Genomic DNA, 24,310 nt, shown 5'->3' on the forward strand with positions numbered 1-24,310 from the left:
GACGGTATTGCTTGTCTGCCTTGCGTAAAGGTACAAACTATAGAAGCGAACAAAATATAATTGAGATTTTGGCATAAATTAGTAGTAATCTGAAAATGATAGTGTTATAATAACAGAAAGTAAACCATTGTCGGTAGGACAGGGGAAAGGACGTGAATAGCATGAGCAAGGTAGAAGAATTAATAGCAGAGACAAAATTAAATGATTTATTACACAGAAATGAATCAGAGAAACATAAGAACACTGTAATCTGGGTACTCGCGATAATTGGGGCAGTGGCAGCAGTGGCAGCCATCGCTTTTGCGGTATATCGGTTCTTTACACCAGATTATCTGGAGGATTTTGAAGACGATTTCGATGATGATTTTGACGATTATTTCAGCGAGGAAGACCAAGTGTAACAGCTTCAAATAAGACAAAGAAAATATAGGCAGGATGTAGTCAAAGACACTGCACCCTGCCTGTTTTATGCCATGATTGCTGTAAAAGGAGCGAAGATATGGCAGCGTTGGCTTTTATGACGGAATAGCTATCCTATCTGAAGAAGCTGTGTGTGGTACGCTGATTGAAAGTAACGCAACAGGACGCAAAATTTACTCTTTATCGACCGTATGTGCTCTTGTAAAGAGAAGGTAACGAAGTAGAATATATAAAAGAGGGAACATCAGGCTATGAAAAAAGGACAAGTATTAGAAGGAACTGTTGAGAAGGTAGAATTTCCCAACAAGGGAATCGTTTCTGTACCGGAGGAAGAAAAATGTGTAATCGTAAAGAATACGATGTCGGGACAGAAAATCAAGTTTTGTATCCATAAATTTAAGCGGGGAAATCCAGAGGGAAGACTTCTGAAGGTGCTGAAAAAATCTCCTTTAGAAACAAGAGAGCCAGTCTGTAGTATTTTCCCAGAATGTGGGGGATGCATGTATCAGACAATGTCCTATGAAGAGCAGCTTAAGATGAAGGCGGGACAGGTAAAAGAAATTCTGGATGACGCTGTAAAAGGGGATTGGTGTTTTGAAGGAATAAAACCATCTCCGCAGGAGTTTGCATACCGCAATAAGATGGAGTTTTCCTTTGGGGATGAATATAAAGACGGCCCGCTGTCTCTGGGGTTGCATAAAAAGGGAAGCACCTATGATGTGCTGACTGCTTCAGACTGTAAACTGGTACATGAGGATATGACAAAAATTCTGTCATGCGTGCTTGCATATTTTAAAGAGAAGAAAACGAGCTATTACAGAAAAATGCAGCACATAGGTTATCTAAGGCATCTTCTATTGCGCAGGGGAGAGTATACGCAGGAGATTCTGGTAAATTTAGTGACGACGTCACAGGAGGAATTAGATCTGCAGCCCCTTGTCCAAGCACTTTTGGAACTGGAATTAAAAGGGCGGATTGTCGGGATTCTACACATTGTGAATGATTCACTTTCAGATGTAGTGCAGAGTGATGAGACAAGGGTTTTATATGGACAGGAGTATTTCTATGAGAAGCTGCTGAACTTAGAATTTAAAGTAACGCCGTTTTCATTTTTCCAGCCAAATTCAAAGGCTGCGGAAGTCTTATACAGTACAGTACGAGAGTATATCGGGGATATTCAGGATATGACAGTGTTTGACTTATTCAGTGGAACCGGGACAATCGCGCAGCTTCTTGCACCTGTGGCAAAAGAGGTGATCGGCGTAGAGATTGTCAGAGAAGCGGTGGAGGCGGCGCGGGAGAATGCGGCGCATAATGGGCTGTCCAATTGTAAATTTATAGCAGGAGATGTATTTAAGGTACTGGATGAAATTGAAGAAAAGCCGGACGTTATTGTACTGGATCCGCCAAGAGATGGGATTCATCCGAAGGCGCTGCCGAAAATATTAGATTACGGGGTAGAAAAGATTGTATATATATCCTGTAAGGTGACTAGCCTGGCAAGAGATCTGGAAATGATACAGGCGAAGGGATATAAAGTAGAAAAATGCGTGGCTGTAGATCAATTTTGCCAGACGGTGCATGTGGAGACTATTGTGTTGCTACAAAGGAAAAACTCGTAGAAATCCTTAATTTTAGGCACTTTGCAAGGCATTTCGTGTTTACATCCGAGGGTGAAAAAATGCGAAATAAGAGCCTGAAAAATTACTTTGACGTTTCTGTGGTGGTTGACATCGGGTGTGGGAACACAAACAGTAATTAAAGACTTGCCTAACTTCACTTATCTATGTAGTGTACACTCTACCGTTAAAACGTAGGCGACAAACCATTAAAAATATAATGACGACAAGCGTATCATTAGAAGTGGTACGCTTATTTTTATCCTTTTCATCCCTGTGAGCTGTTTTCCGGCATTATATATAATAAGATGGTATGGAATATTATGGGGTTGTACACATCCGATTGGCGGCGATAAATTTCGGTCTTAGCTAAAAATTCTTCAATTTTTTTGCCCGCCTGTACTCTAATGGGTTCATCTGAAAGTACTGTCGGAACACCTCTGCAAATTTACCTTGTTTTGTATATCCAACCCGCGAAGCAATTTCGGATATAGGTAATTTGGTTTCGGCAAGTAATTTTTCAGCTATGCTCATTCTCAAGTCTCGTAGATAGTTGGAAACATTTTTACCGTATACGCCTCGAAAGTAATTTTTTAAGCTGGTTTCGCTGACGCCAAATTGTCGGGCGATCTGCTTCATCGGAATATGCTGCTTCAAATCGGCAGTAAGTATCTGCTCTGCCTTTTTTGCAATTTCCACCTGTATACTGGTATAAAAGGAAAGAGCTTTCTCTTGAGATATATCTTTTTTGTCCAAAAGCTGATGGAGCAAATTTAGAACACAGAGTTTCATGTGGAAAGCAGATGGCGACTCATAGAGCTGCCACAAGTGGTGAAGTGCTTTTTTCATTTCACTGCACGCTTCTGCAATATAGGTATCTTTCTTTTCAAAGTAGATTTCCGGCAGTCTGTATAAGTTAAGGTTGAAAAGCTCTGCTACATTTTGGTTTGCTTCTGTGAAAAAATCCGGATCAAAATACATTGTGATTCCATGATAATATTTTGTGGGAAAATAGGATTCACTCTGAGAAGTCTGCCTGCTGATACAAAAATCGTTTTCCTTAAGATAGATGTAAGAGTTATTATCTAAGAGTAACTCGATTCTTCCGCCAATACAGTAATTAAACTGCAATGGATGGAACTGGGCGTTCTCTGCAATTTCGCCCGGCAGTGACTGGGCGCGGAGGTCAAAAAAGATCAGGTGCATATAAGGCAGGACGTTGTAAAGACTTGCTTTGCTGCTTCCTTCTGGTGAATTGATAGTAAAAGATACACTATCCGGCCCTTTTTGCAACTGCACATTAGATGTGGCTAAGTAGTTATCTAGCATTTGATTTAAGGTTTCTCCCACTATATCATCTCTTTTCTGCCTAATTTTTCTGAAAATCGTTTTCGATACGAATTATTATCTTCTTTTTTAGTTTCTATGTCAAGTAGAAAACTCGTTGCTATATAGGGCTAAAATACTGATATAGGGATAGAAATAAAGAAAAGCTCTATGCTATACTGCAAGTTGGTTAGCGATTCCTAACTAAACTGCATATAGGAGGATAAAAAAATGAACAACAAGCTGCAGGGTAAGGACTTGATTAATATTGGTATCTTTGCCGCTATCTATTTCGTGGTGGTTTTTATCGTATCCATGCTGGGGGTTATCCCTGTCTTTATTCCTTTATTGGATGTATTGGTGCCATTGATTGGAGGTATTCCCATGATGCTGTACTTCTCAAAAGTCAAGAAATTTGGTATGCTTACAATTTCTGGTTTGTTGGAAGGTATCTTAATGCTTCTTACGGGTATGGGGTATTGGTGCATTCTGACAGGATTGGTTTTTGGGATGATTGCCGATTTTATGTTAAAACATTCTGAATATAAGAGCGCAAAAATGGAAGTCTTAGCACATGGTGTCTTTTCCATCTGGGTATTTGGCGCTTTCATTCCAATCATCATGACGCGCGACAGCTACTATGAAAAGTTAATTCCGACTTTTGGACAGGAGTATGCCGACACTCTGATGGGGTATATGCCGGACTGGATTTTGCCTGCTATGGCTGTTGCAGCATTTATAGCTGGTATTATCGGCGGTTTGATTGGGCGTAAAATCTTTAAAAAGCACTTTGAACGGGCAGGAATTGCATAATGGGATCTGAAATCCTCGCAAGTCAAAAACAAAATGCAGGAATTTCTTTTGATCCTCGGACAAAACTGGCAGTTTTAATCACATTAGTGGTATTAGTTTTAGGCGGTTCCTTTCAAACGAACATGTTCTACATACCAGCGGCTGCTCCGCTTATTGTACTGTTGTTATCGAAAATGTGGAAAAGTTCTGTTGTTTATTTTGTTACATATGGAACAGCTATTTGCCTGCAAGAGTTTTGGCTGGTAAATATTCCCGGCATTGTGAGGTATCTTGTGATGCTTGCCGCAGGTCTGCTGCTCTATTTTGGGCCGAGTATTGCAATGGCCTACTATGTCGTTACTACTACCACAGTCGGTGAGTTTATCGCAGGAATGGAGCGCCTGCACATACCAAATCAGATCACAATTCCTATGGCGGTGATGTTCCGTTTCTTTCCCACTGTGATGGAGGAATGGCGCGCCATCGGAGATGCAATGAAAATGAGAGGGATTCGTCTGCGCGGAGGGAAAGCCGGTTCCATACTGGAGTACCGGCTTGTCCCTATGTTGATGTGCAGCGTTAAGATTGGCGAGGAACTTTCTGCGGCTTCTCTGACTCGTGGATTAGGCGGGCCGGCGAAACGTACAAATATTTGCAGCATTGGAATTCATGTGCAGGATATCTTTCTGCTTTTGTTCTGTTTTACAGGATTGGCAGTACAGCTCAGCTTGTGGATAAGGGGGTGAACCGATGATTGAATGTAAAAATGTCTCTTTTTCCTATCGTTCCAACGGGAAAAGTACATACGCTTTACAAAATAGCGGCACCTTGAAGAATATCTCCTGCTCCATTGAGGATGGTTCTTTCGTTTTACTTTGCGGAGCTTCCGGCTGCGGGAAAACAACATTGACGAGACTGTTCAACGGCCTTATTCCCCATTACTACGAAGGAGAACTTTCGGGACAGGTGCTGCTGGATGGAAAAGAGTACAAAGCCCTTTCTCTGTTTGAAATTTCAGAAAAGGTCGGTTCTGTGTTTCAAAATCCGCGCAGCCAGTTTTTCAATGTGGATACCACATCCGAGCTTGCCTTTGGTCCGGAAAATCATGGCCTGCCAGAACAGGATATACGAAACCGGGTACAACAGACAGCCAGGCAGTTAAATCTTGTCGGACTGTTGGAACGGAGCATTTTCTCGCTGTCTGGTGGAGAAAAGCAGAAAATTGCCTGTGGCTCTGCGGCTGCTATGGAACCGGAAGTTTTTGTGTTTGATGAACCCTCTTCTAATTTGGACGCTTATGCCATTGGCGATCTTCGGAGATTACTGAAGATCTTGAAAGAGGAAGGTAAGACAGTTATTATCGCAGAACACAGGCTCTATTATCTCTATGATCTGGCAGACCGTGTTCTCTGCTTAAGAGATGGAGAGATTACAGGAGATTATACCGGTAAAGTGTTTTCGTTGCTGGAAGAATCCCAGCGGGAACGGATGGGGCTTCGTCCTTTGACACTTTCCAGCCTGCAGCAGGTTACGCATGAACGACGAACAGCTGCCGGTCCGGCATGGAAGGTGAAAAAGTTTCATTTTTCCTATCGGGGCAGCAGAGAAGAAGCTCTTTGTTTAGATAAGGTTGAACTGTTCCCTGGCTGTGTTACAGCGGTGATCGGTCACAACGGAGCTGGAAAAACCACCTTTTCCCGGTGCCTTTGCGGTTTAGAAAAGCGGTGCGGCGGTTTTTTACAACAGGAAACAAAACAATATGGACGCAAGCAGCGTATAAGGCTGTGCTATATGGTTATGCAGGATGTAAATCACCAGCTTTTTACAGAAAGCGTCCAAGAAGAAATCCTCATCAGTATGCCGCAAGATGATGAAAAACGGTTGGATTCTCTTTTAGACGAGCTGGATCTGCTTTCATTCAAGGAGTGTCATCCGATGGGGCTTTCCGGCGGACAAAAACAGCGTGTGGCGATTGCGTCTGCAATAGCTTCGGAGAGGCCTATTATCCTCTTCGATGAACCGACCAGCGGACTTGACCTCAATCATATGAGGCAGACAGCGGAAGCTGTCAATCGACTGGCTGCTTCTGGTAAAACGATTGTAATCGTTACACATGATCCAGAGTTTATCCTGCGCTGCTGCGATCAGGTTATCCATATGGAAAATGGGCACATAGTAGAAAACTATGGGTTGGAGAAAAAGACAGATCGGAATCGACTGCTACGTTTTTTCATGGGAGAAAGCAAGGAGGTGCAAAAATCTATGGAAAACCAAAAGAAAAAATCTCCCCTTGCCACTCTTTGGAACTGGGGGAAGGTTCATCATGGCAAGTTTATTTTCAGTATTATTCTGGCAATTCTCGGTGTAGCCTGCCAAATGATACCATATTTTTGTGTTGTTACTATCATTTCGAAAATGTTTGCTGGAGAAACCATGTTTTCCGTATATCTGCCAGTATGTCTTGTTGCCTTGTCCGGATACTGCGGGAAGGTGATTTTTTCAAATTTATCCACTGTGATTTCCCATAATGCGGCATATAGTACGCTGCGGGATCTGCGGGAGCGAGTGATGTCTAAGCTTGCAAGGGTTCCGATGGGAACTATTTTAGACACTCCATCCGGCCACTATAAAAGTATTATTGTTGATCGGATTGAGAGCATGGAGGTTCCTTTTGCTCATCTTCTGCCGGAAATGACCTCAAATATGCTGGTGCCGCTGTTCATTATTGCATATCTGTTTGTTTTGGATTGGCGGATGGCGCTTCTTTCACTGGCAACTCTGTTTATCGGACTGGTCATTATGTCTTTGGGTATGCGAAACTATGCCGCAGAGGGTGCAGGTGCAATGGCCGCCAGTAAGAAAATGTCCGATGCTGTTGTTGAGTATATCGGTGGAATTGAGGTTGTCAAAGCGTTTAGTCAGTCGGCAGGTTCCTATGAAAAATATGCGGACGCTGTCAGGGGTAATGCGGACTATTACATAAAATGGATGGCGAACAGTCAGAAAACCATGTGCTCTTACAATGCAGTGATTCCCTCCGTACTTTTCAGTGTTTTACCGGGAGGTATGGCATTATGGCTGTCCGGAAGTCTGGAGACCATGACTTTTATGGCTGCGGTTATTTTTTCTCTCGGTCTTGTAGGGCCGATTATGGAGGTTTTCTCCTTTAGCGGTTCTCTGGCTATGCTCGGAAAGAATACAGAGGAAATCGACAGTATCTTAAATGCTGAAGAGCTGCATCATGCGGATGCTCCTGTAGCATTAGACAGCCTGGAAATTGACTTGAAGAATGTATCATTCTCTTACGATAAACAACAGGAAGCTTTGCATGGAATCAGTCTTTCAATCAAGCCTGGAACAATGACTGCTTTTGTTGGGCCATCCGGTTCCGGCAAATCTACGATTGCAAAGCTGATTGCCGGTTATTGGGATGCAACAGGCGGCAGTATTTCACTGGGCGGTTATCGACTGGAAGAAATCCCATTATCACAGCTTGCTGCACAGATTTCTTATGTATCCCAGGACAATTATTTATTTAATCGCAGTATTCGTGAAAATATCCGTATGGGAAATCCGGCTGCATCTGACAAAGAGGTGGAACAGGCTGCAATCCGGAGTGGCTGTGACAGTTTTATCCGAGGGTTGGATAAAGGCTATGAAACGATTGTCGGCAGCAGTGGTTCTCAGCTTTCCGGCGGTGAACGTCAGCGTATTTCTATTGCCCGCGCCATGCTAAAGGACGCTCCTATTGTGATTTTAGACGAGGCGACAGCTTTTATTGATCCGGAGAATGAGGCCGTTGTCCAAAAAGCGATTTCTGCATTGATTGCCGGAAAGCACCCTTTGGGTATACCTTTATGCGATTCGGAGAACAAGAAGAAAACGTTGATTGTGATTGCGCACCGTCTTTCTACGATCATAGGAGCAGATAACATTGTGGTAGTCAATGATGGAAATATTGAAGCACAAGGTACACATGAACAATTACTGGCGCATTGTCCGCTTTACCGCAATATGTGGCAGGCACATATTGGTGCCAGAGACGAGGCATAAGGAGGTGTTTTCATGATTGGTACATTAAAGAAAATATTTGCATTTGCGGGCAGCAGGAAAGGGCTTTTGAAAAAATCGTTGTTTTTTTCCTTGCTTAACGGAATTTTTGCCTCCTTTCAATTTGGCGCACTTTATTTCGTCGTAGACGCTTTGGCTTCTGATAATCATAGCTTTACTTCTGTATGGCTATCTTTAGGCATGATGGCGCTTTCCATCACTGGTCGGATTTTTGCCTCATTTTTTTCCATGAATGAACAGACAGTAGTCGGTTATGGCATGGTAGCCGATAAACGGATTTCTATTGGCGACCGATTACGCTACATTCCGATGGGATATTTTAATAAGAATAACATCGGTTCTATCACCGGTATTGTTACCACTACGTTGGGAGATGTGGAAGGTGCAGCTCCTGTTGCACTTGTTAATATGATCGGCGGCTTTTTCAATTCCGTCGTATTGATTGTGTTCCTTCTGTTTTTTAATTGGCAGCTTGGTCTTGCAGCTATTGCAGGTGTGCTGGTCTATTTACTGGTGACGGAAGCAGCATCCAGAAAATCTGCTTCTGCCGCAGAAAAAAGGCAGAACGTCCAACGGGGATTGGTAGAGGCTGTTTTGGAGTACATTCAAGGGATGGGCGTGGTAAAATCCTTTGGATTTGAAAAGGACAGCTCTGGATCAATTTTTGCTGCAATCAGGGAGAGCAATAAAGGCAATTTGAAGCTGGTTTATGCGGTAGCTCCATATATCACTTTACAGCAGTTAGTAATACGGGTATTCAGTGCGATTCTATTAGTACTGACACTTTACCTTTACACCAAAGGAGCATTTTCTTTTGTATATGGTATTCTTTTTGTTGTGCTGTCTTTTATGGTATTCAACAGTCTGGAGAGCGCGGGCAGCCAGATTACTATGCTGCAAATGCTGGCTTCTTCTATTGATACTGCCAATTCTGTGGATGATACGCCGGTTATGGATGAAAAAGGAAAGGACATTACGCTGAAGAACACAGATATTATATTTGACAGTGTAGACTTTTCCTATTCTACCCGGCAGATTTTAGACCATGTAAGTCTTTCCATTCCAGAAAAAACGACAACAGCGATTGTTGGGCCATCTGGTTCCGGTAAAACGACTGTTTGTAATCTAATCGCCCGTTTTTGGGATGTGAACGCCGGAAAAATCACCATTGGTGGTATGGATGTACGAGATTTCAAGCTGGACAGCCTGATGAAGAATATCTCAATGGTGTTCCAGAACGTGTATCTCTTTGCCGATACGATTGAGAACAATATCAAGTTTGGGTGTCCGGACGCTACCCATGAACAAGTGGTGGAGGCAGCAAAAAAGGCTTGCTGTCATGACTTTATTTCTACTTTACCGAATGGCTACGATACCGTAATTGGAGAAGGCGGCGGAAATCTGTCCGGCGGCGAGAAGCAGCGTATTTCCATCGCCCGCGCCATGCTGAAAAATGCGCCCATCATCATTTTGGACGAAGCTACAAGCAGCGTTGATCCGGAGAATGAAGAAGAATTACAACGGGCTATTGAAGCGTTGACTCATGATAAGACCATTATTATGATTGCCCATCGGCTGAAAACCGTTCGGAACGCTGACCAGATACTTGTGCTGAACAACGCTCATATCGTCCAGCGCGGCACCCACTTGGAACTGATTCAACAGAAGGGCTTGTATGCCGACTTTGTAGCTGCCAGACAAGAGGCCATAGGCTGGAAATTAGCATAATAAAAAATAACTGTATGTAAAAAATCAGCGGTCTGTGTTATACTATGCGTCATAGGAACCTGGAAATGAAATGTAATGCAGGAAAACATATTACAGGGGAAGGAGATATAGGATGGAATGGAAGGATGGAAAGACAAGATGCTGGTGGGCGAACCCTAAAAATGAAACGTATATACACTACCATGATGCTGAATGGGGCATTCCGGTATATGACGATCACAAATTGTTTGAAATGCTGGTACTGGAATCTTTTCAGGCAGGACTGTCATGGGAGTGTGTGTTGAACAAACGGGAGGCGTTTCGAAAAGCGTTTGATGATTTCGATTTAGAGAAGGTTTGTGCTTATGACGAGGAGAAGATAGCAAGTCTTATAGAGAATCCAGAGATTATACGAAACCGTCTGAAAATTCAGGCTGCTGTAAATAATGCGAAGGTGTTTCGCAGTCTGCAGGACGAATACGGCAGCTTTTCCGATTATCTCTGGCATTGGACGAACGGAGAGGTGATCTATGAAATAGGAAAGTCAAGCTCTCCGTTGTCCGACGCAGTATCTAAAGATCTGAAAAGGCGTGGAATGAAATTTGCAGGTACAACGATTATCTATGCGTATATGCAGGCAGTGGGCGTGATTTTTTCTCACAATGAGGAATGTTTTTTGAATGAGAAAATACATTGACATAGAGTCAGCTCCAGAGCTTATAATAAAGGATAAGGAAAGGAGTGGATTATATGGAACAATATCTCGGAGAAAAGATTCCGAAGCTGGGATTTGGACTGATGCGTCTGCCAATGAAAGACAATGCCATTGATATAGAGCAGACGAAAGCAATGGTAGACAGATTTTTAGAAGAAGGATTTTATTACTTCGATACGGCGTATGGATATAATAACGGAGAATCAGAAAAAGCAATCAAAAAAGCACTGGTAGACAGGTATCCGCGTGAAAAGTTCATGCTTGCGACAAAGCTTCCGGCATGGGCAGGGGCGAAGAACAGAGAAGAGGCGGAACGGATGTTTTATACCTCTCTTGAACGTACAGGAGCAGGGTATTTTGACTTCTATTTATTACATAATTTAGGAGAACAGAGAACGCACTTTTTTGATGATTACGACATTTGGACATTTCTGGCAGAGAAGAAAAAAGAGGGACTGATTAAGCATCTCGGATTTTCTATGCATGACAAGGCAGAGGTGCTGGATGAAATATTGACTGCCCATCCGGAAATGGAATTTGTACAGCTCCAGATCAACTATGCCGACTGGGAGGATCCGACGATTGAGTCGCGGAAGTGTTATGAAGTGGCACGAAAACACCAAAAACCGATCATTATTATGGAACCAGTCAAAGGCGGTACTCTGGCGAATCCACCAAAAGAAGTGACAGAGGTTTTAAGGCAGGCAAATCCAAAGGCATCTCCGTCCTCCTGGGCGATTCGCTTTGCAGCATCGTTAGATGGAGTGATTACGGTGTTATCTGGTATGTCTAATATGGAGCAGATAGAAGATAACCTTTCTTATATGAAAGAGTTTCAGCCACTGACAACAGAGGAACAAAAGACAGTAGAAACAGCGCGAGAGATTTTTAACGCCTTTCCGAAGGTGCCATGCACAGCGTGTGCATACTGTATGAAAGGCTGTCCGCAGCATATCGCAATCTATGGTTCCTTCCAGGCATATAATATTTACAGTATGTATGGAGATTTAGGCGGAGCGAGGAACAAATATACGTGGAATACAGATGGGCATGGCTGGAAGAAAGCGTCCGCATGTATTGCGTGTGGAAAATGTGAGAAGGTCTGTCCGCAGCATATTTCTATTCGGGAGGAGCTGAAAAAAGCAGCAGCGGCTTTAGAAGGGTAAAAGGACAGGCAGGAGCTATAGATAGGGGCAGGATATTTCTTAAAAAGGAATATCCTGCCTGCTTTTTATATAATAGGAAATTTCGATAAATTTCCTATTATACAAAAAGCCCTCCGGGCGAGATGCGCACGCTCAATAAGGAAATTTTACCGCTTTGCGGTATTGCGGCGGCGCGCAAAGTGGACAAACCCCTCAAGAGTGAGGGGCAGGGAAGTTGAGGTGGGCTTGCCCACTTTGTTCAATATTAGGAAAGTTCTCCCTTTTAGAAAAAGAGAAAAAATAGTCCACTTAAAAAATGGGCATGGGAAATAGACGATATTAGAAAAGATAAAAATCTTCTTCTTCAAAATCGTCATCGTCATCAAATTCATGTAGAAAATAATCCATATCCAGAAGGTCACTGTCGCTCATGTATTTAATATCATAAGGAGTCATACCTTCCGGAGGAGATTCGATGTATTGCTTCCTGAGTTTCTCTGCAAGTTCATGCTCACTTATGGGTTTCATGGGAATACTGCCTCCGTTTCATACTTGATATTCTGATTGTATCATGAATGAAAAGGAGATAAAAGAAATTTACTTTTAGCAGGAGAACGGGGCAGGTACTTTCGCATTGCTTTTTCGTATAATTCTTGCAGAGAAACAGGATGATGGTTGTAGTAAATTTCAAGGAGGAGCATGGTTTTGCCACATTTAGGACACTTTAAAGGGTCATAGCCGAAAGAGGCTATGATGGAGCAGCGCCATTTGTTGAAGCTAAGGAGAAAAGGACGGGCTTTTTGGGAAATAGCCCGGAAAAGGAGTTTGTCTGATTCGCGGTGCCTTGCATAAAGACCGTAATAGCGAATCATTTTAAAGTGCTTTTCTGGGATGTGTTGAATCAAGCGGGAGATAAAGTCCAAGGCAGGGAGTGTTTCAACAACAAGTTTTTCATCCTCATGGCGGTTGTAATGAAAGGTGACGGAATCGCCATTGTAAGCATCAATGCGGGAAGTGGCAATGGGAGGGCGGCCGAGATAGCGGCCGATATATTTGGAGACGGCATAGGGGTTGCAAAGATTGGGTTTGGCATAAACATAAAAGCCGTTCCTGCAGTGTCGATAGCAAAAAGCTTTCATTTTTTTTAAAGAGGGACCAAGCTGCTGATGAAGTGAATTGAGGAGTGCGGTACAAAAGGCGCTGCGCAGAAAAGAGAAGTTGAAATGAGAGAGTTTGCGCCAAAAATTATCGTGGCTAAGCCCGCCTTCGGTAACAAGACAATGAATATGTGGATTCCATTTCAGGTCACGACCGAAAGTATGAAGGACGCAAATAAAACCGGGAGTAAAATTTTTGGATGTATTCACCTTAGAAAATAAGCGGAAGATAACGCTTTGGACTGCGGAAAAAAGGCAGTTAAGAAGATAACGGTTGTGGAGGAAGAAAGGGCGAAGCTGTTCAGGGATAGTGAAGACACAATGGCGGTGAGTGCAGACAAGGAGCTTAAAAGACATAGAAGTGGTACGGTGGATGGAATACATGTTGCCGCAGGTAGGGCAAAAGCGGCTGTGGCAGCGAAAGGGAACGAACTTCCATTCTGCGCAGTGGGGACAGTGGTACATTGCGCCGCCGAAAGAAGGGTCACCGCAGTGAATCATCTTTTCAACATTCTCAATAACAGAGATACGGGGATGTAAAATATAAATCATTTCTTCATAATGGTCTGCAAAGATAGTTTGTAAGATATTCATAAAACTATTATGAAGGAAAACGTAACAAAAAGAAACCCCTAATTCCCTCAAGATTGAGGGGCAGGGGTGTTGAATAGGCGAAGCCTATTTTTTATAGATTCAGAGCTTTGTAAATGCGAGGATAATAAGAAAAATACCTGCGACAAAGGAGAGATCCAAGCGGAATTTTTCTCCAATCTTGCGACCGATCAGGAGCCCTGTATGGGCGGCTGCTTCTCCAAACAGAAATGTACACAGAACTGTCAGCGGTACAGACAGCTTCATAAATGCGGCCATTGTACCGATTACCAAACTGTCCAGGGACATGGCAAGAGAGAAGAAAAAGGTCTCTTTCCAAGAAAGTGTTTTGTTGTAGTCACGGTCTGCCTCTATCGGATTTCCATAGATATTGATAATAAAATGCAGGCTGGAAAGGGTAAAATGGATATCCTTGTGCATCTGTTTATGTGCTTTTAAATAACCGCGTATACTGGAATCAGTAAGCTTAAGAATTCCCAGAAAAAGAAGGGTAAAGAAACAGACTCCTTTTGTAAAGCTTTCCGGAACCCAGTAATCAATGAGTGTTCCAAATAAAAGAGAGACGCCCAAGCAGGACGAACAGACTCCATTTAGGAGCAGAATCTGTTTCCAGGAAAATTTGATACCGCCAGTTCCATATGCAGTACATGCGATGAAAGTGTCCAGACAGAGAGTGGGGGCAAGCAGAAAAATATCAATCATAACCAATATGCCTTTTTCACTACTATATTCTGAAAATACATATTTGACATAAAACCACTGCCGGAATCATATAATCAGTGGAGGAGGTGAAAATGTGACAGGTTTAGGTTCTGAAATTCTACTGTTTATTATGGGAATGGTGTTTTTGGTATGGGGCAGCAGTCTGTTTGTGGACAGTGCAGTTCGGATAGCAAAACATTTCCATGTACCGGAGGTACTGATAGGGGCGACGATTGTCAGTCTTGGCACAACACTTCCAGAGGTATTATTTTCAGTGACTGCTTCCTTTAAAGGCTTACCCGATATGGCGCTGGGAAATGCGCTTGGCTCCATATTGTGCAATACGGGAATGATTGCTGGAATTCTGCTGCTTCTTCGTCCTATGGAGATAAAGGAAGGCGAGAGACAAAATCTGATATGGAATGCAGGGATTCTATCAGCAGCTTTTCTTATCTATGCTGTCAGCGGGTTCTTATTTGGAGGGCTGCCTGGTGTCTCGGGATTAGTACTTCTTGGACTCTGTATATATTACCTGTGGAATATAAAAAAGCGAATGACAAAGCAGGAGGAGACATTCTTAGAAGAACCATTTCAGACAAGTGACTGGATACGGGTTGTAATGGAAGCAGTATTGATCTATATAGGAGCTTCTGTGTTGGTGGATATAGGGCCTCAGCTTGCACACAGGCTAGGGGTTCCGGAAGTCGTGATTGCACTGGTATTTGTGGCGGTAGGTACCTCGCTGCCGGAATTGATTACTTCCCTTATAGCAATAAAAAAGAGACATGCAGCGCTGTCTCTTGGAAATATTATCGGTGCAGATATTTTGAATTTTGTTCTGGTCGGAGGTCTGTCCTCCCTTATACATCCGATCCATTATCCAGATACAGTTATGCGTCTGGATTTGCCTTTTGTGGCTTTGGTTTTAGTGACACTGTGCCTTCCGGCAGTCTTAAAGAAAAAGACAGCCAGAGGGCAGGGAGTGCTTTTGGTACTTTTCTATATAGGATATCTTCTGGTTTTAAACAGAGATTACATATTGTAGTAATGCGCATAAATACCATCTTTTTTCAGTAGAGTTTCATGCGTTCCACGTTCTGCTATGCCGTCTTCTGTAATGACAATAATTTCATCCGCGTGCTTAATGGTAGAGAGACGGTGGGCAATGGTGATCGTAGTCCTGTTTTTAGCAAGTTCTTCCAAACTTTGCTGGATAAAGCGCTCACTTTCATTGTCCAGAGCGCTGGTTGCTTCATCTAAAATAAGAATTGGCGGATTCTTCAAGAAAACACGTGCAATGGATATACGCTGTTTCTGACCGCCAGAGAGACGGGTGCCTCGTTCTCCGACAAATGTGTCATATCCGTCTGGGAGTTCTTCAATAAAGTCGTGGATATTCGCCTTTTTTGCCGCGGCAATGATCTCTTCCATAGAAGCCTCCGGTTTTCCATATGCGATATTTTCTTTGATGGTTCCGCAAAACAGATATACATCCTGCTGTACAATTCCAATCTGATCGCGCAGGCTTTTAAGCGTCAAATTCCGCACATCTTTTCCGTCAATGGTGATCCGTCCGCCGGATACGTCATAAAAACGAGGGAGGAGGGAGCAGATCGTTGTCTTTCCACTTCCAGAAGGGCCGACTAAAGCGATGGATTTCCCAGCAGGGATCTGAAACGATACGTGGGATAATACGGCTGTATCGTCATCACTATAATGGAAAGAAACATCCTCGTAGGAAACTCTGCCGAGCACATTGTCGAGGGGCTGTGCATCCTCTGCATCCTGAATGTCAGGCTGTGTTTCGATAACATCTAAGAAACGGCGGAATCCAGACAGACCTTTCTGCATCATTTCTGTAAGCTCTACCAGGATCTGGATGGGATTGATAAATATACCTATATAGAGTGCGTACATAGCGAGATCAGCAGCGTGCATCTGTCCTTTTGCAATCAGATACCCTCCGAATACAAGGGTGACGAGATACATCATACCTTGGAAGAATAGATTCCATCCCATAAAGCTGCCCATACAGCTATAGTTTGCACGCTTGGATATAAGGAATCCATGGTTGCTTTTCCGAAATTTTTTGCGTTCTATTTCTTCATTGGCAAAAGACTGCACCACCCGAATACCTGCCAGCGTATCCTGGAGACTGGCATTGACGTCTCCAATTTTACGTCGGTTTTCCATAAAGGTTGCCTGCATGCGTTTATTCTGGCTGAAAGAAAACAGGAACATACACAAAACTAAAAATAAGAGTGGAATAGCAAGCCTCCAGTTAATAAGAAACAGGAAGATGAAAGAACCGACGATTTTTATTAAAGAGATAAATAAATTCTCTGGCCCGTGATGTGCAAATTCGGAAATATCGAATAGATCGGATACGAGCTTACTCATCATCTGTCCGGAATTGTGCTGATCGTAGTAAGAAAAAGAAAGGCGTTCATAGTGCTCAAAGAGCTGCTGGCGCATATCTCTTTCCATATGAGCCCCCATCATATGCCCCTGATAGCTTACATAATATTTACAGAGACTTTGGACTACGTACATCACAAGCAGGGCAAGCGCAATCGGCCCGAGAGCTTTTAATATAACGGCGCGGCCTTCTGTAAACAGAGTATTTGTCAATGTACGGAGAATTTGCGGATATGCCAGATCTACAAAACTAATCATGGCAGCACAGAGCAAATCAATGAAGAATACAACCTTGTAAGGACTGTAATATTTTATGAAACATTTTAATGTATGCAATAGAATTCCCCTTTCTTTTCATTCCCGCGAGCAACGAGCCAAGCGGCCAGGCTGGCATGGATATTTGACTTCCGCACGGCAAAAAGCCGGAAACTTTGAGAAACCACAACAATCTTAGCATAATTAGATAAAATGTACAAGCAGCCGGAAATTTTGACGAGAGGAAAGAAGGCAGATGAAGTAAAAAGGATAAAGTAAAAAGAAAACGAAGACTTGACAGGGAAGGGGCTGTATGCTATCCTACCATAGATCGAAAAAAGAATTGTAATGGAAGAAAAGAGAATATACAGGGTCGGCAATACCAATATCATTCCATGTAGCCTGTTTGTTTTATGGGAAAACAAAGACTACATGGTTTTTTATATAATAGGAAATTTTGATAAATTTCCTATTATATAAAAAGCCCTTCGGGCGGGATGCGCACGCCGCAATAAGGAAATTTTACCGCTTTGCGGTATTGCGGCGGCGCGCAAAGTGGACAAGCCCCTCAAGAGAGTGAGGGGCAGGGGAGTTGAAGTGGGCTTGCCTACTTTGTTATGATTCAGTAATTTTGTACTCTGTTCAGATAAAGGAGTGGATAGATATGGCAGCAGAGATAAAAAAAGAAGAAGATCACAATAAAATGGGTACGAAAGACATATTTCCGCTTTTGATGGGAATGTCTCTTCCAATGATGCTCTCGATGCTGGTACAGTCTCTGTATAATATTGTAGACAGTATCTATGTGTCAAGGCTGGGGACGCAGGCGCTTACGGCAGTTTCTCTGGCGTACCCTCTTCAGAATATCGTAGTTTCTGTTGCGGTTGGGATAGGAGTAGGTATTAGTTCTGTCTTGTCTATCAGCCTGGGAGAAAAAAACCAGCAGAGAGCAAATCAGGCCGCGACAATGGGGATATTGCTTACGGGGATTCACTGTATTCTGTTCGTGATTGCAGGAATACTAGTTACAAAACCATTTTTAGGTCTGTTCACACAGGATGAAGCGGTATTTGCACAAGCGTGTGACTATACATATATTGTGCTGTGCGTCTCATTCGGGGCACTTTTACAAGTGGCGATGGAAAAAATCTATCAGGGTGTAGGCGCCATGAAAACAACAATGTTTCTTCTGGGCGCTGGATGCATTATCAATATTATTCTGGACCCGATTCTGATTTTTGGAATGTTCGGCTTTCCCGAAATGGGTGTTAAGGGCGCAGCAGTCGCTACAGTGATTGGGCAGATCAGTGCCTTTTTGCTTTACATTATTGTATATCTGAAAAAGAACCCCGGCGTTGTGATCCATCCTAAGTACATACGATTTGACTGGAAATTAATCAAACAGATTTATGCGGTAGGTATTCCGTCCTCCCTGATGATGACAATGCCGTCTATTTTAGTAGGAGGGCTCAATGGAATTTTAGCGGGTATGTCAGAAGTATATGTGGCGGTACTCGGTATTTATTTCAAGCTCCAGACATTTATCTACATGCCGGCAAACGGAATTGTCCAGGGAATGCGGCCGATTATTGGCTATAACTATGGAGCTGGAAAAATTAAGAGGGTAAAGACGACGATCCGTTACAGTCTCTTTGCAGCGGCAGTGCTCATGCTCATTGGCACGATTTTATCTTTAGGGTTCCCGAAAATGATTCTGGGAATGTTCCAGGCAGACGCAGAGCTTTTAAGTGCTGGAACACTGGCATTGCGACTGATATCCTTAGGATTTTTAGTCTCTTCTATGGGAATTATCGCATGCGGTGTATTTGAGGCAGTGGGTAAAGGAATGCAGTCTCTTATTATTTCTTTACTCAGACAGCTGGTGATTATTCTGCCTCTGGGGTTTATACTGTCCGGTTTTGTCGGAGCAGCAGGAATCTGGATAAGCTTTCCGATTGCAGAATTGCTGGCTGCTGTAGTGGCATGCGTTTTGATGAAGAAACTAGACGGCGGAACATATTTCCCGTTTGGGAAAGGAGAATAAAATGCAGTTTTATTTGGCTCCTCTGGAGGGGATTACGGGGTATATATTCAGGAATGCGGTACATGACTGTTTTGGAGGATTTGACAAATATTTTATTCCGTTTATCAGCCCGAATCAGAAAGGGCATTTCAGTGCGCGGGAGAAGCAGGATCTTCTTCCTGAACATAATAAGGGAATGTATGCGGTTCCGCAGATACTAACAAATTCCGTAGAAGATTTTTTAAGTACGGCAAAACGCTTAGCAGAATATGGATATGAAGAAGTGAATTTAAATTTAGGCTGTCCTTCCCGCACTGTTGTGACAAAAGGGAGGGGAGCTGGATTTTTGGGATTTCCGGAGAAGCTTCAGCAGTTTTTGGAACGGATTTTTTGTAGCTGCCCGCTGAAAATCTCTATTAAAACAAGACTTGGAGTAGAAACTTCAGAAGAATTTGCAGAGCTTCTTAAAATTTATAATCAATATCCTATGGAAGAGCTGATTATACATCCGAGAGTGCAGAAAGATTTTTACAGAAATAAGCCGGATATAGCGGCATTTGAAAAAGCATGGACAGAAAGGCAGAATAAAATATGCTATAATGGAGATGTTTTTACTAAGGAGGATGTACGGAGAATAAGAAAGCAGTTTCCAGACTTAGAGTGTATGATGTGCGGCAGGGGGATTCTTATGAATCCCTCGCTAATGCGGGAGGCACAAGGAGGAAAATATTTGGATAAAGAAGAACTAAAGCAATTCCATGACCAGATATATACAAATTATCAGAAAGTCTTGTTCGGAGAAAAAACGGTACTTTTTAAAATGAAGGAGCTGTGGACATATCTTGCTCCCTTATTTACAGATTCAAAAAAGTATGCAAAAAAGATAAAAAAATCTGTATATTTTCATGCATATGAGGAGGCAGTGGAAGCGTTGTTCACAGAACAGGAAATCAGACGTCAGACACAGTGACAAAGGAAATTTTGAACAGTAAGGAGAAAGATGGAAGTATTAATACAGATAGACGAAAATATTCTTCTGTTTATACAGGAATATCTTCGCAGAGACTGGATGAATGGATTTTGGAGTACAGTGACTCATTTAGGAGACAGCGGATTTATTTGGATATTAATAGGCGTGCTACTTTTGATTTTTAAAAGAACCAGGAAGGCAGGGGCGGCGGTTTTACTTGCTCTTATATTTGGCGCGGTTATAACGAATGTGATTCTCAAAAATGTAATAGCACGAATACGTCCCTATGAAGCGATCGAAGGACTCCATCTGCTGATTGAACGCCAACATGATTTTTCGTTCCCTTCAGGACATGCCTGTGCAGCATTTTCCGGAGCGATGGCGCTATACAGAACTATACCTAGAAGGTACGGTATCTGTGCGCTGGTTTTTGCAGGAATGATAGCACTATCCAGGCTGTATGTAGGCGTACATTATCCGACGGATGTGATGGCAGGAGTGTTGATTGGAATTTTCTCAGGATGGGCGGCGTGGAAGGTAATGGAATTTATAATGGAAAAAAAGAGAAAGACAGGAAAATAAAAAAACCCCGGAATCTGATAAATACAAATATTAGATTCCGGGTATTCTTTTTAATGATAAATTTGATCTGTCTCGTAGATTGCTTCACAGGTAAGCTGAACACCGAGTTTCTTGAAAATTTTAATGTCTACATCAGAGAGCATGACGGAGGTGTGTGCCTGACAGCCGTTTAATTTAGGAAGCTGTCTTAAGGCAAGACGTGCATCTGTACTCAATGCAGCGCTGGTAGATAGCGCAATCAGGACTTCATCAGTGTGGAGTCTGGGGTTTTTGCTTTTCAAGTAATCTACTTTCAGCTTCTGGATCGGTTCAATGGATTCCGGAGAGATAATGTGGAGCTCATGATCCAGGCCGGCAAGCTCTTTTAATACATTTAGCAGGAGAGCAGCGGAAGCTCCCAATAGGTTCGTCGTTTTGCCGGTGATAATTCTTCCGTTATCTAATTCCATTGCAGCAGCAGGGCCGCCTGTTTCTTTTGCACGTTGTAATGCTGCTCCCACGACCTTGCGATCCTGTATGTTAATACCTGCCTGGTTCATCAGTAGTTCAATTTTCTGTGCCTCTTCCTCTGTACTGGTTCCCTTAAGTAAGGAATTTAAAGAGGCATAGTAACGGCGGATAATCTCCTGACAGGAGGCTTCTCGGCAGACTGCGTCGTCACAGATACAATTCCCTGCCATATTGACCCCCATATCGGTAGGTGACTTATAAGGGCTTTTACCATAAATTTTTTCAAACATGGTATTCAATACAGGAAATATTTCTACATCGCGGTTATAATTGACGGTCGTTTCCCCATAAGCTTCCAGATGAAAAGGATCGATCATGTTGACATCATTTAAGTCAGCGGTTGCGGCCTCATAGGCAAGATTGACCGGATGCTTAAGAGGCAGATTCCATATCGGAAATGTTTCGAATTTGGCATAGCCCGCATGGATTCCGCGTTTATGCTCGTGATAGAGCTGGGAAAGGCAGGTTGCCATTTTGCCGCTTCCAGGTCCTGGGGCTGTGACAATGACGAGAGGACGTGTTGTCTTTATATACTCATTTTTGCCATAGCCTTCATCGCTGACAATCAGCGGAATATTGGAAGGATACCCGTTTATATTATAATGCAGATAAACAGGGATTCCTAGATTTTCCAGATGGTTTTTAAATAAGACAGCTCCGTCCTGACCGGAAAACTGGGTAATAACGACGCTGCTTACGTACAGTCCCTGATCTTTGTAGGAGTCCATCAGACGCAGCACATCGGAATCATACGTAATTCCAAGATCACCGCGTATTTTATTTTTGTCTATATCTTTCGCACTGATAGCGATAACGATTTCCGCCTGATCACTTAACTGCTTTAAAAGAAGCAGCTTACTGTCCGGGGCAAAACCAGGAAGTACCCTGGAAGCGTGGTAGTCGTCGAAGAGCTTGCCTCCGAATTCCAGGTACAGCTTGTTGTCAAACTGGTCAATCCGATGACGGATATGTTCAGACTGCATTTTTAGATATTTTTCATTATCAAAACCAATTTTCATTTTTCTATTCCCCAATCCATGACATATTTCGTAACCAGTATACTATAAAATAGTATGGTTTTACAATATTTTCATAATCTTTTTATTGATTTATGGGTGGCCTGTATTTATAATGATAATAGCGTTGCAGCAGAAGGGACATACGTTGTTCTTTCCCTGCTTTAGTTGTATTTAGGAGGCAAAGAATGGACAATCAGAATAATAATAAAAATCCCAAGAATAACCGGCAGGGTTGGGGCGTTATTCTCGTCACGACACTGCTGGTCACTTTTATAGTGCTGGGGTTGTATTCGCTGATGCAGGATAATAATCCAGAAGAAATCAGCTATGATAAATTTTTGGAGCTGGTAGATGACAAAAAAGTAGAAGAAGTCACAATCGATACTTCCAGAATTTATATCACACTAAAGGAAGAGACAAAGAAGGAAGAAGCACAAAAAGACAGTGGGACAGGTAATCTGGTCAATCAACTGGAAGAAAGCGTAAAAGGAAATGGAAATAGGCAAAAGGATCCGGACTATTACACAGGCGTGGTAAATGATGAAGGATTAACGGAACGCCTGGAAAAAGCAGGTGTAAAATTCAGCGCCAAAATTCCGGATACCCTTTCTTCGATGCTGTTTGAGCTTTTTATTACTTTGGTGATACCAATTTTGATGCTCGTTGTTCTCTTTAATTTCCTGATGCGCCGTGTATCCAAAGGCGGCGGTATGATGGGAATTGGCAAGAGTAATGCCAAGGTCTATGTGGAAAAAGAAACCGGCGTGACGTTCCAGGATGTGGCAGGACAAGACGAGGCAAAAGAATCCCTTCAGGAAGTAGTGGACTTTCTGCATAATCCAGGAAAATATACCGGAATTGGAGCAAAGCTGCCAAAGGGTGCACTTTTGGTAGGGCCTCCGGGAACAGGAAAGACGCTGCTTGCAAAAGCGGTTGCCGGAGAGGCAAAGGTTCCGTTTTTCTCCCTGTCAGGCTCGGCATTCGTAGAGATGTATGTAGGAGTTGGCGCGTCCAGAGTCCGCGACTTATTTAAACAGGCACAGCAGATGGCACCCTGCATTGTATTTATTGACGAGATTGATGCGATCGGTAAGACGCGAGATACAATGATGGGTGGCAATGATGAAAGAGAGCAGACCTTGAACCAGCTTTTGGCAGAGATGGACGGATTTGATACGAACAAAGGCTTGCTTCTCCTGGCGGCGACGAACCGTCCGGAAGTCCTGGATCCTGCGCTTCTGCGTCCGGGACGTTTTGACAGGCGTATTATTGTAGACAAGCCAGATTTAAAGGGCAGAATCGATGTGCTGAAAGTACATGCGAAGGATGTAAAGATGGATGAGACAGTAGATTTAGAGGCGATTGCACTGGCGACATCTGGAGCAGTGGGTTCTGATTTGGCAAATATGATTAATGAAGCGGCGATCAATGCGGTAAAGCATGGACGACAGGTAGTCAGCCAGAAGGATCTCTTTGAAGCAGTAGAGGTTGTTTTAGTCGGCAAAGAAAAGAAAGACCGTATTATGAGCAAAGAAGAGCGCCGGATCGTGTCCTATCACGAGGTTGGACATGCACTTGTGACAGCGCTGCAGAAGAATACGGAGCCGGTGCAGAAAATTACGATTGTGCCCAGAACAATGGGAGCGCTGGGATATGTGATGCAGACGCCGGAGGAAGAGAAATTTCTTAATACAAAGAAAGAACTGGAAGCGATGCTGGTTGTCTCACTCGGAGGGCGCGCTGCAGAAGAGATTGTATTCGATACGGTGACGACAGGGGCCTCCAATGACATTGAGAAGGCGACAAAGATTGCAAGGGCAATGATAACACAGTACGGTATGTCAGAGAAATTCGGCTTAATTGGCTTAGAATCGATACAGAACCGTTATTTAGACGGCAGACCAGTCTTAAACTGCGGAGATGCTACAGCCGCCGAGATAGATGCAGAAGTGATGAAAATGCTGAAGGCTGCATATGAGGAGGCAAAAAGGCTGCTCAAAGAAAACAGGGAGGCGCTGGATAAGATCGCAGACTTCCTTATAGAAAAAGAGACAATCACCGGTAAGGAATTTATGCAGATTTTCCGCGAAGTAAAAGGAATTGAAGAAACAGAGGAAAACAAAATGCAGACGGAAGATAAAGAAGAGACAGAGCAGGAAGGAAGAATCACAATGAAGTCTGCGGATATATAGAGGAATAACGGCATAGCTGAAGAAAGATCGGCTATGCCGTTTTATCGCAGTAGTTCTTGTCTTGAAAAGGAAAAG

19 protein-coding genes are annotated in these 24,310 nt (G+C 43.0%); 13 read left to right on the plus strand and 6 right to left on the minus strand.

What is annotated here, in order from left to right; genetic code table 11:
* Nucleotides 1-161: 161 nt before the first annotated feature.
* The gene (locus tag ACZ5C4_RS06700; RefSeq protein WP_186875116.1) at nucleotides 162-401 is read left to right on the plus strand and encodes a hypothetical protein; all 240 of its coding nucleotides are present in this window, start codon (nucleotides 162-164) and stop codon (nucleotides 399-401) included.
* 270 nt (nucleotides 402-671) lie between these two features.
* Nucleotides 672-2,042: a 23S rRNA (uracil(1939)-C(5))-methyltransferase RlmD gene (gene rlmD / locus ACZ5C4_RS06705; protein ID WP_464520310.1), complete on the plus strand. Its 1,371-nt coding sequence runs from the start codon at nucleotides 672-674 to the stop codon at nucleotides 2,040-2,042.
* Nucleotides 2,043-2,408: 366 nt separating this feature from the next.
* Here rlmD and ACZ5C4_RS06710 read toward each other — a convergent pair whose 3' ends face one another.
* Complete coding sequence (locus tag ACZ5C4_RS06710) at nucleotides 2,409-3,368, minus strand: helix-turn-helix domain-containing protein (protein ID WP_464520311.1); 960 nt, start codon at nucleotides 3,366-3,368, stop codon at nucleotides 2,409-2,411.
* 228 nt (nucleotides 3,369-3,596) lie between these two features.
* Between ACZ5C4_RS06710 and ACZ5C4_RS06715 the strand changes: the two genes are divergently transcribed.
* The 6 genes from ACZ5C4_RS06715 to ACZ5C4_RS06740 all read left to right on the plus strand — a co-directional run bounded on the left by ACZ5C4_RS06715 (nucleotide 3,597) and on the right by ACZ5C4_RS06740 (nucleotide 11,816).
* Nucleotides 3,597-4,178, plus strand: a complete 582-nt coding sequence (locus ACZ5C4_RS06715) for an MptD family putative ECF transporter S component (RefSeq protein ID WP_464520312.1) — start codon at nucleotides 3,597-3,599, stop codon at nucleotides 4,176-4,178.
* A complete protein-coding gene (locus tag ACZ5C4_RS06720; RefSeq protein ID WP_464520313.1) occupies nucleotides 4,178-4,903 on the plus strand; it encodes an energy-coupling factor transporter transmembrane component T in 726 nt (241 codons plus the stop codon). Before ACZ5C4_RS06715 ends, ACZ5C4_RS06720 begins: the two co-directional genes overlap by 1 nt.
* 4 nt (nucleotides 4,904-4,907) lie before the next feature.
* A complete protein-coding gene (locus tag ACZ5C4_RS06725) occupies nucleotides 4,908-8,210 on the plus strand; it encodes an energy-coupling factor transporter ATPase (RefSeq protein ID WP_464520314.1) in 3,303 nt (1,100 codons plus the stop codon).
* A 12-nt stretch (nucleotides 8,211-8,222) separates the two neighbouring features.
* Entirely contained in the window at nucleotides 8,223-9,956 is a 1,734-nt protein-coding gene (locus tag ACZ5C4_RS06730; RefSeq protein WP_464520315.1) for an ABC transporter ATP-binding protein, read from the plus strand.
* Between the two features lie 112 nt (nucleotides 9,957-10,068).
* Nucleotides 10,069-10,632, plus strand: coding sequence for a DNA-3-methyladenine glycosylase I (locus ACZ5C4_RS06735; RefSeq protein ID WP_464520316.1), 564 nt, complete (start codon nucleotides 10,069-10,071; stop codon nucleotides 10,630-10,632).
* A 53-nt stretch (nucleotides 10,633-10,685) separates the two neighbouring features.
* Entirely contained in the window at nucleotides 10,686-11,816 is a 1,131-nt protein-coding gene (locus tag ACZ5C4_RS06740) for an aldo/keto reductase (protein WP_464520317.1), read from the plus strand.
* A gap of 318 nt (nucleotides 11,817-12,134) precedes the next feature.
* Here ACZ5C4_RS06740 and ACZ5C4_RS06745 read toward each other — a convergent pair whose 3' ends face one another.
* From ACZ5C4_RS06745 to ACZ5C4_RS06755, 3 genes are all read right to left on the minus strand, one after another.
* Nucleotides 12,135-12,323, minus strand: coding sequence for a hypothetical protein (locus ACZ5C4_RS06745; protein WP_186877231.1), 189 nt, complete (start codon nucleotides 12,321-12,323; stop codon nucleotides 12,135-12,137).
* A gap of 41 nt (nucleotides 12,324-12,364) precedes the next feature.
* Nucleotides 12,365-13,546 carry an IS91 family transposase gene (locus tag ACZ5C4_RS06750; RefSeq protein ID WP_464520318.1) on the minus strand — a complete coding sequence of 394 codons (1,182 nt, stop codon included), beginning with the start codon at nucleotides 13,544-13,546 and terminating at the stop codon, nucleotides 12,365-12,367.
* A 99-nt stretch (nucleotides 13,547-13,645) separates the two neighbouring features.
* Nucleotides 13,646-14,266, minus strand: a complete 621-nt coding sequence (locus ACZ5C4_RS06755) for a manganese efflux pump (protein WP_464520319.1) — start codon at nucleotides 14,264-14,266, stop codon at nucleotides 13,646-13,648.
* A gap of 94 nt (nucleotides 14,267-14,360) precedes the next feature.
* On the opposite strand from ACZ5C4_RS06755, the gene ACZ5C4_RS06760 reads away from it, so the two are divergent.
* Nucleotides 14,361-15,311 carry a calcium/sodium antiporter gene (locus tag ACZ5C4_RS06760; protein ID WP_464520320.1) on the plus strand — a complete coding sequence of 317 codons (951 nt, stop codon included), beginning with the start codon at nucleotides 14,361-14,363 and terminating at the stop codon, nucleotides 15,309-15,311.
* Here the strand turns inward: ACZ5C4_RS06760 and ACZ5C4_RS06765 are convergent.
* Nucleotides 15,299-17,020 carry an ABC transporter ATP-binding protein gene (locus ACZ5C4_RS06765; protein ID WP_464520321.1) on the minus strand — a complete coding sequence of 574 codons (1,722 nt, stop codon included), beginning with the start codon at nucleotides 17,018-17,020 and terminating at the stop codon, nucleotides 15,299-15,301. The genes ACZ5C4_RS06760 and ACZ5C4_RS06765 overlap by 13 nt on opposite strands.
* A gap of 583 nt (nucleotides 17,021-17,603) precedes the next feature.
* Here ACZ5C4_RS06765 and ACZ5C4_RS06770 point away from each other — a divergent pair.
* Genes ACZ5C4_RS06770 through ACZ5C4_RS06780 form a run of 3 tightly spaced genes read left to right on the plus strand, consistent with a single transcriptional unit; the run spans nucleotide 17,604 to nucleotide 20,514 of the window.
* Entirely contained in the window at nucleotides 17,604-18,983 is a 1,380-nt protein-coding gene (locus ACZ5C4_RS06770) for an MATE family efflux transporter (RefSeq protein ID WP_464520322.1), read from the plus strand.
* 1 nt (nucleotide 18,984) lies between these two features.
* On the plus strand, nucleotides 18,985-19,932 hold the full coding sequence (locus ACZ5C4_RS06775; protein ID WP_464520323.1) for a tRNA dihydrouridine synthase: 948 nt from the start codon (nucleotides 18,985-18,987) through the stop codon (nucleotides 19,930-19,932).
* A gap of 30 nt (nucleotides 19,933-19,962) precedes the next feature.
* Complete coding sequence (locus ACZ5C4_RS06780) at nucleotides 19,963-20,514, plus strand: phosphatase PAP2 family protein (RefSeq protein WP_464520324.1); 552 nt, start codon at nucleotides 19,963-19,965, stop codon at nucleotides 20,512-20,514.
* A gap of 50 nt (nucleotides 20,515-20,564) precedes the next feature.
* Here the strand turns inward: ACZ5C4_RS06780 and ACZ5C4_RS06785 are convergent, their stop codons facing one another.
* A complete protein-coding gene (locus tag ACZ5C4_RS06785) occupies nucleotides 20,565-22,043 on the minus strand; it encodes a DUF1846 domain-containing protein (protein ID WP_464520325.1) in 1,479 nt (492 codons plus the stop codon).
* A 185-nt stretch (nucleotides 22,044-22,228) separates the two neighbouring features.
* Between ACZ5C4_RS06785 and ftsH the strand changes: the two genes are divergently transcribed.
* The gene (gene ftsH / locus ACZ5C4_RS06790; RefSeq protein ID WP_464520326.1) at nucleotides 22,229-24,235 is read left to right on the plus strand and encodes an ATP-dependent zinc metalloprotease FtsH; all 2,007 of its coding nucleotides are present in this window, start codon (nucleotides 22,229-22,231) and stop codon (nucleotides 24,233-24,235) included.
* The last annotated feature ends 75 nt before the right edge of the window (nucleotides 24,236-24,310 follow it).

The organism is Mediterraneibacter flintii (assembly GCF_055387595.1).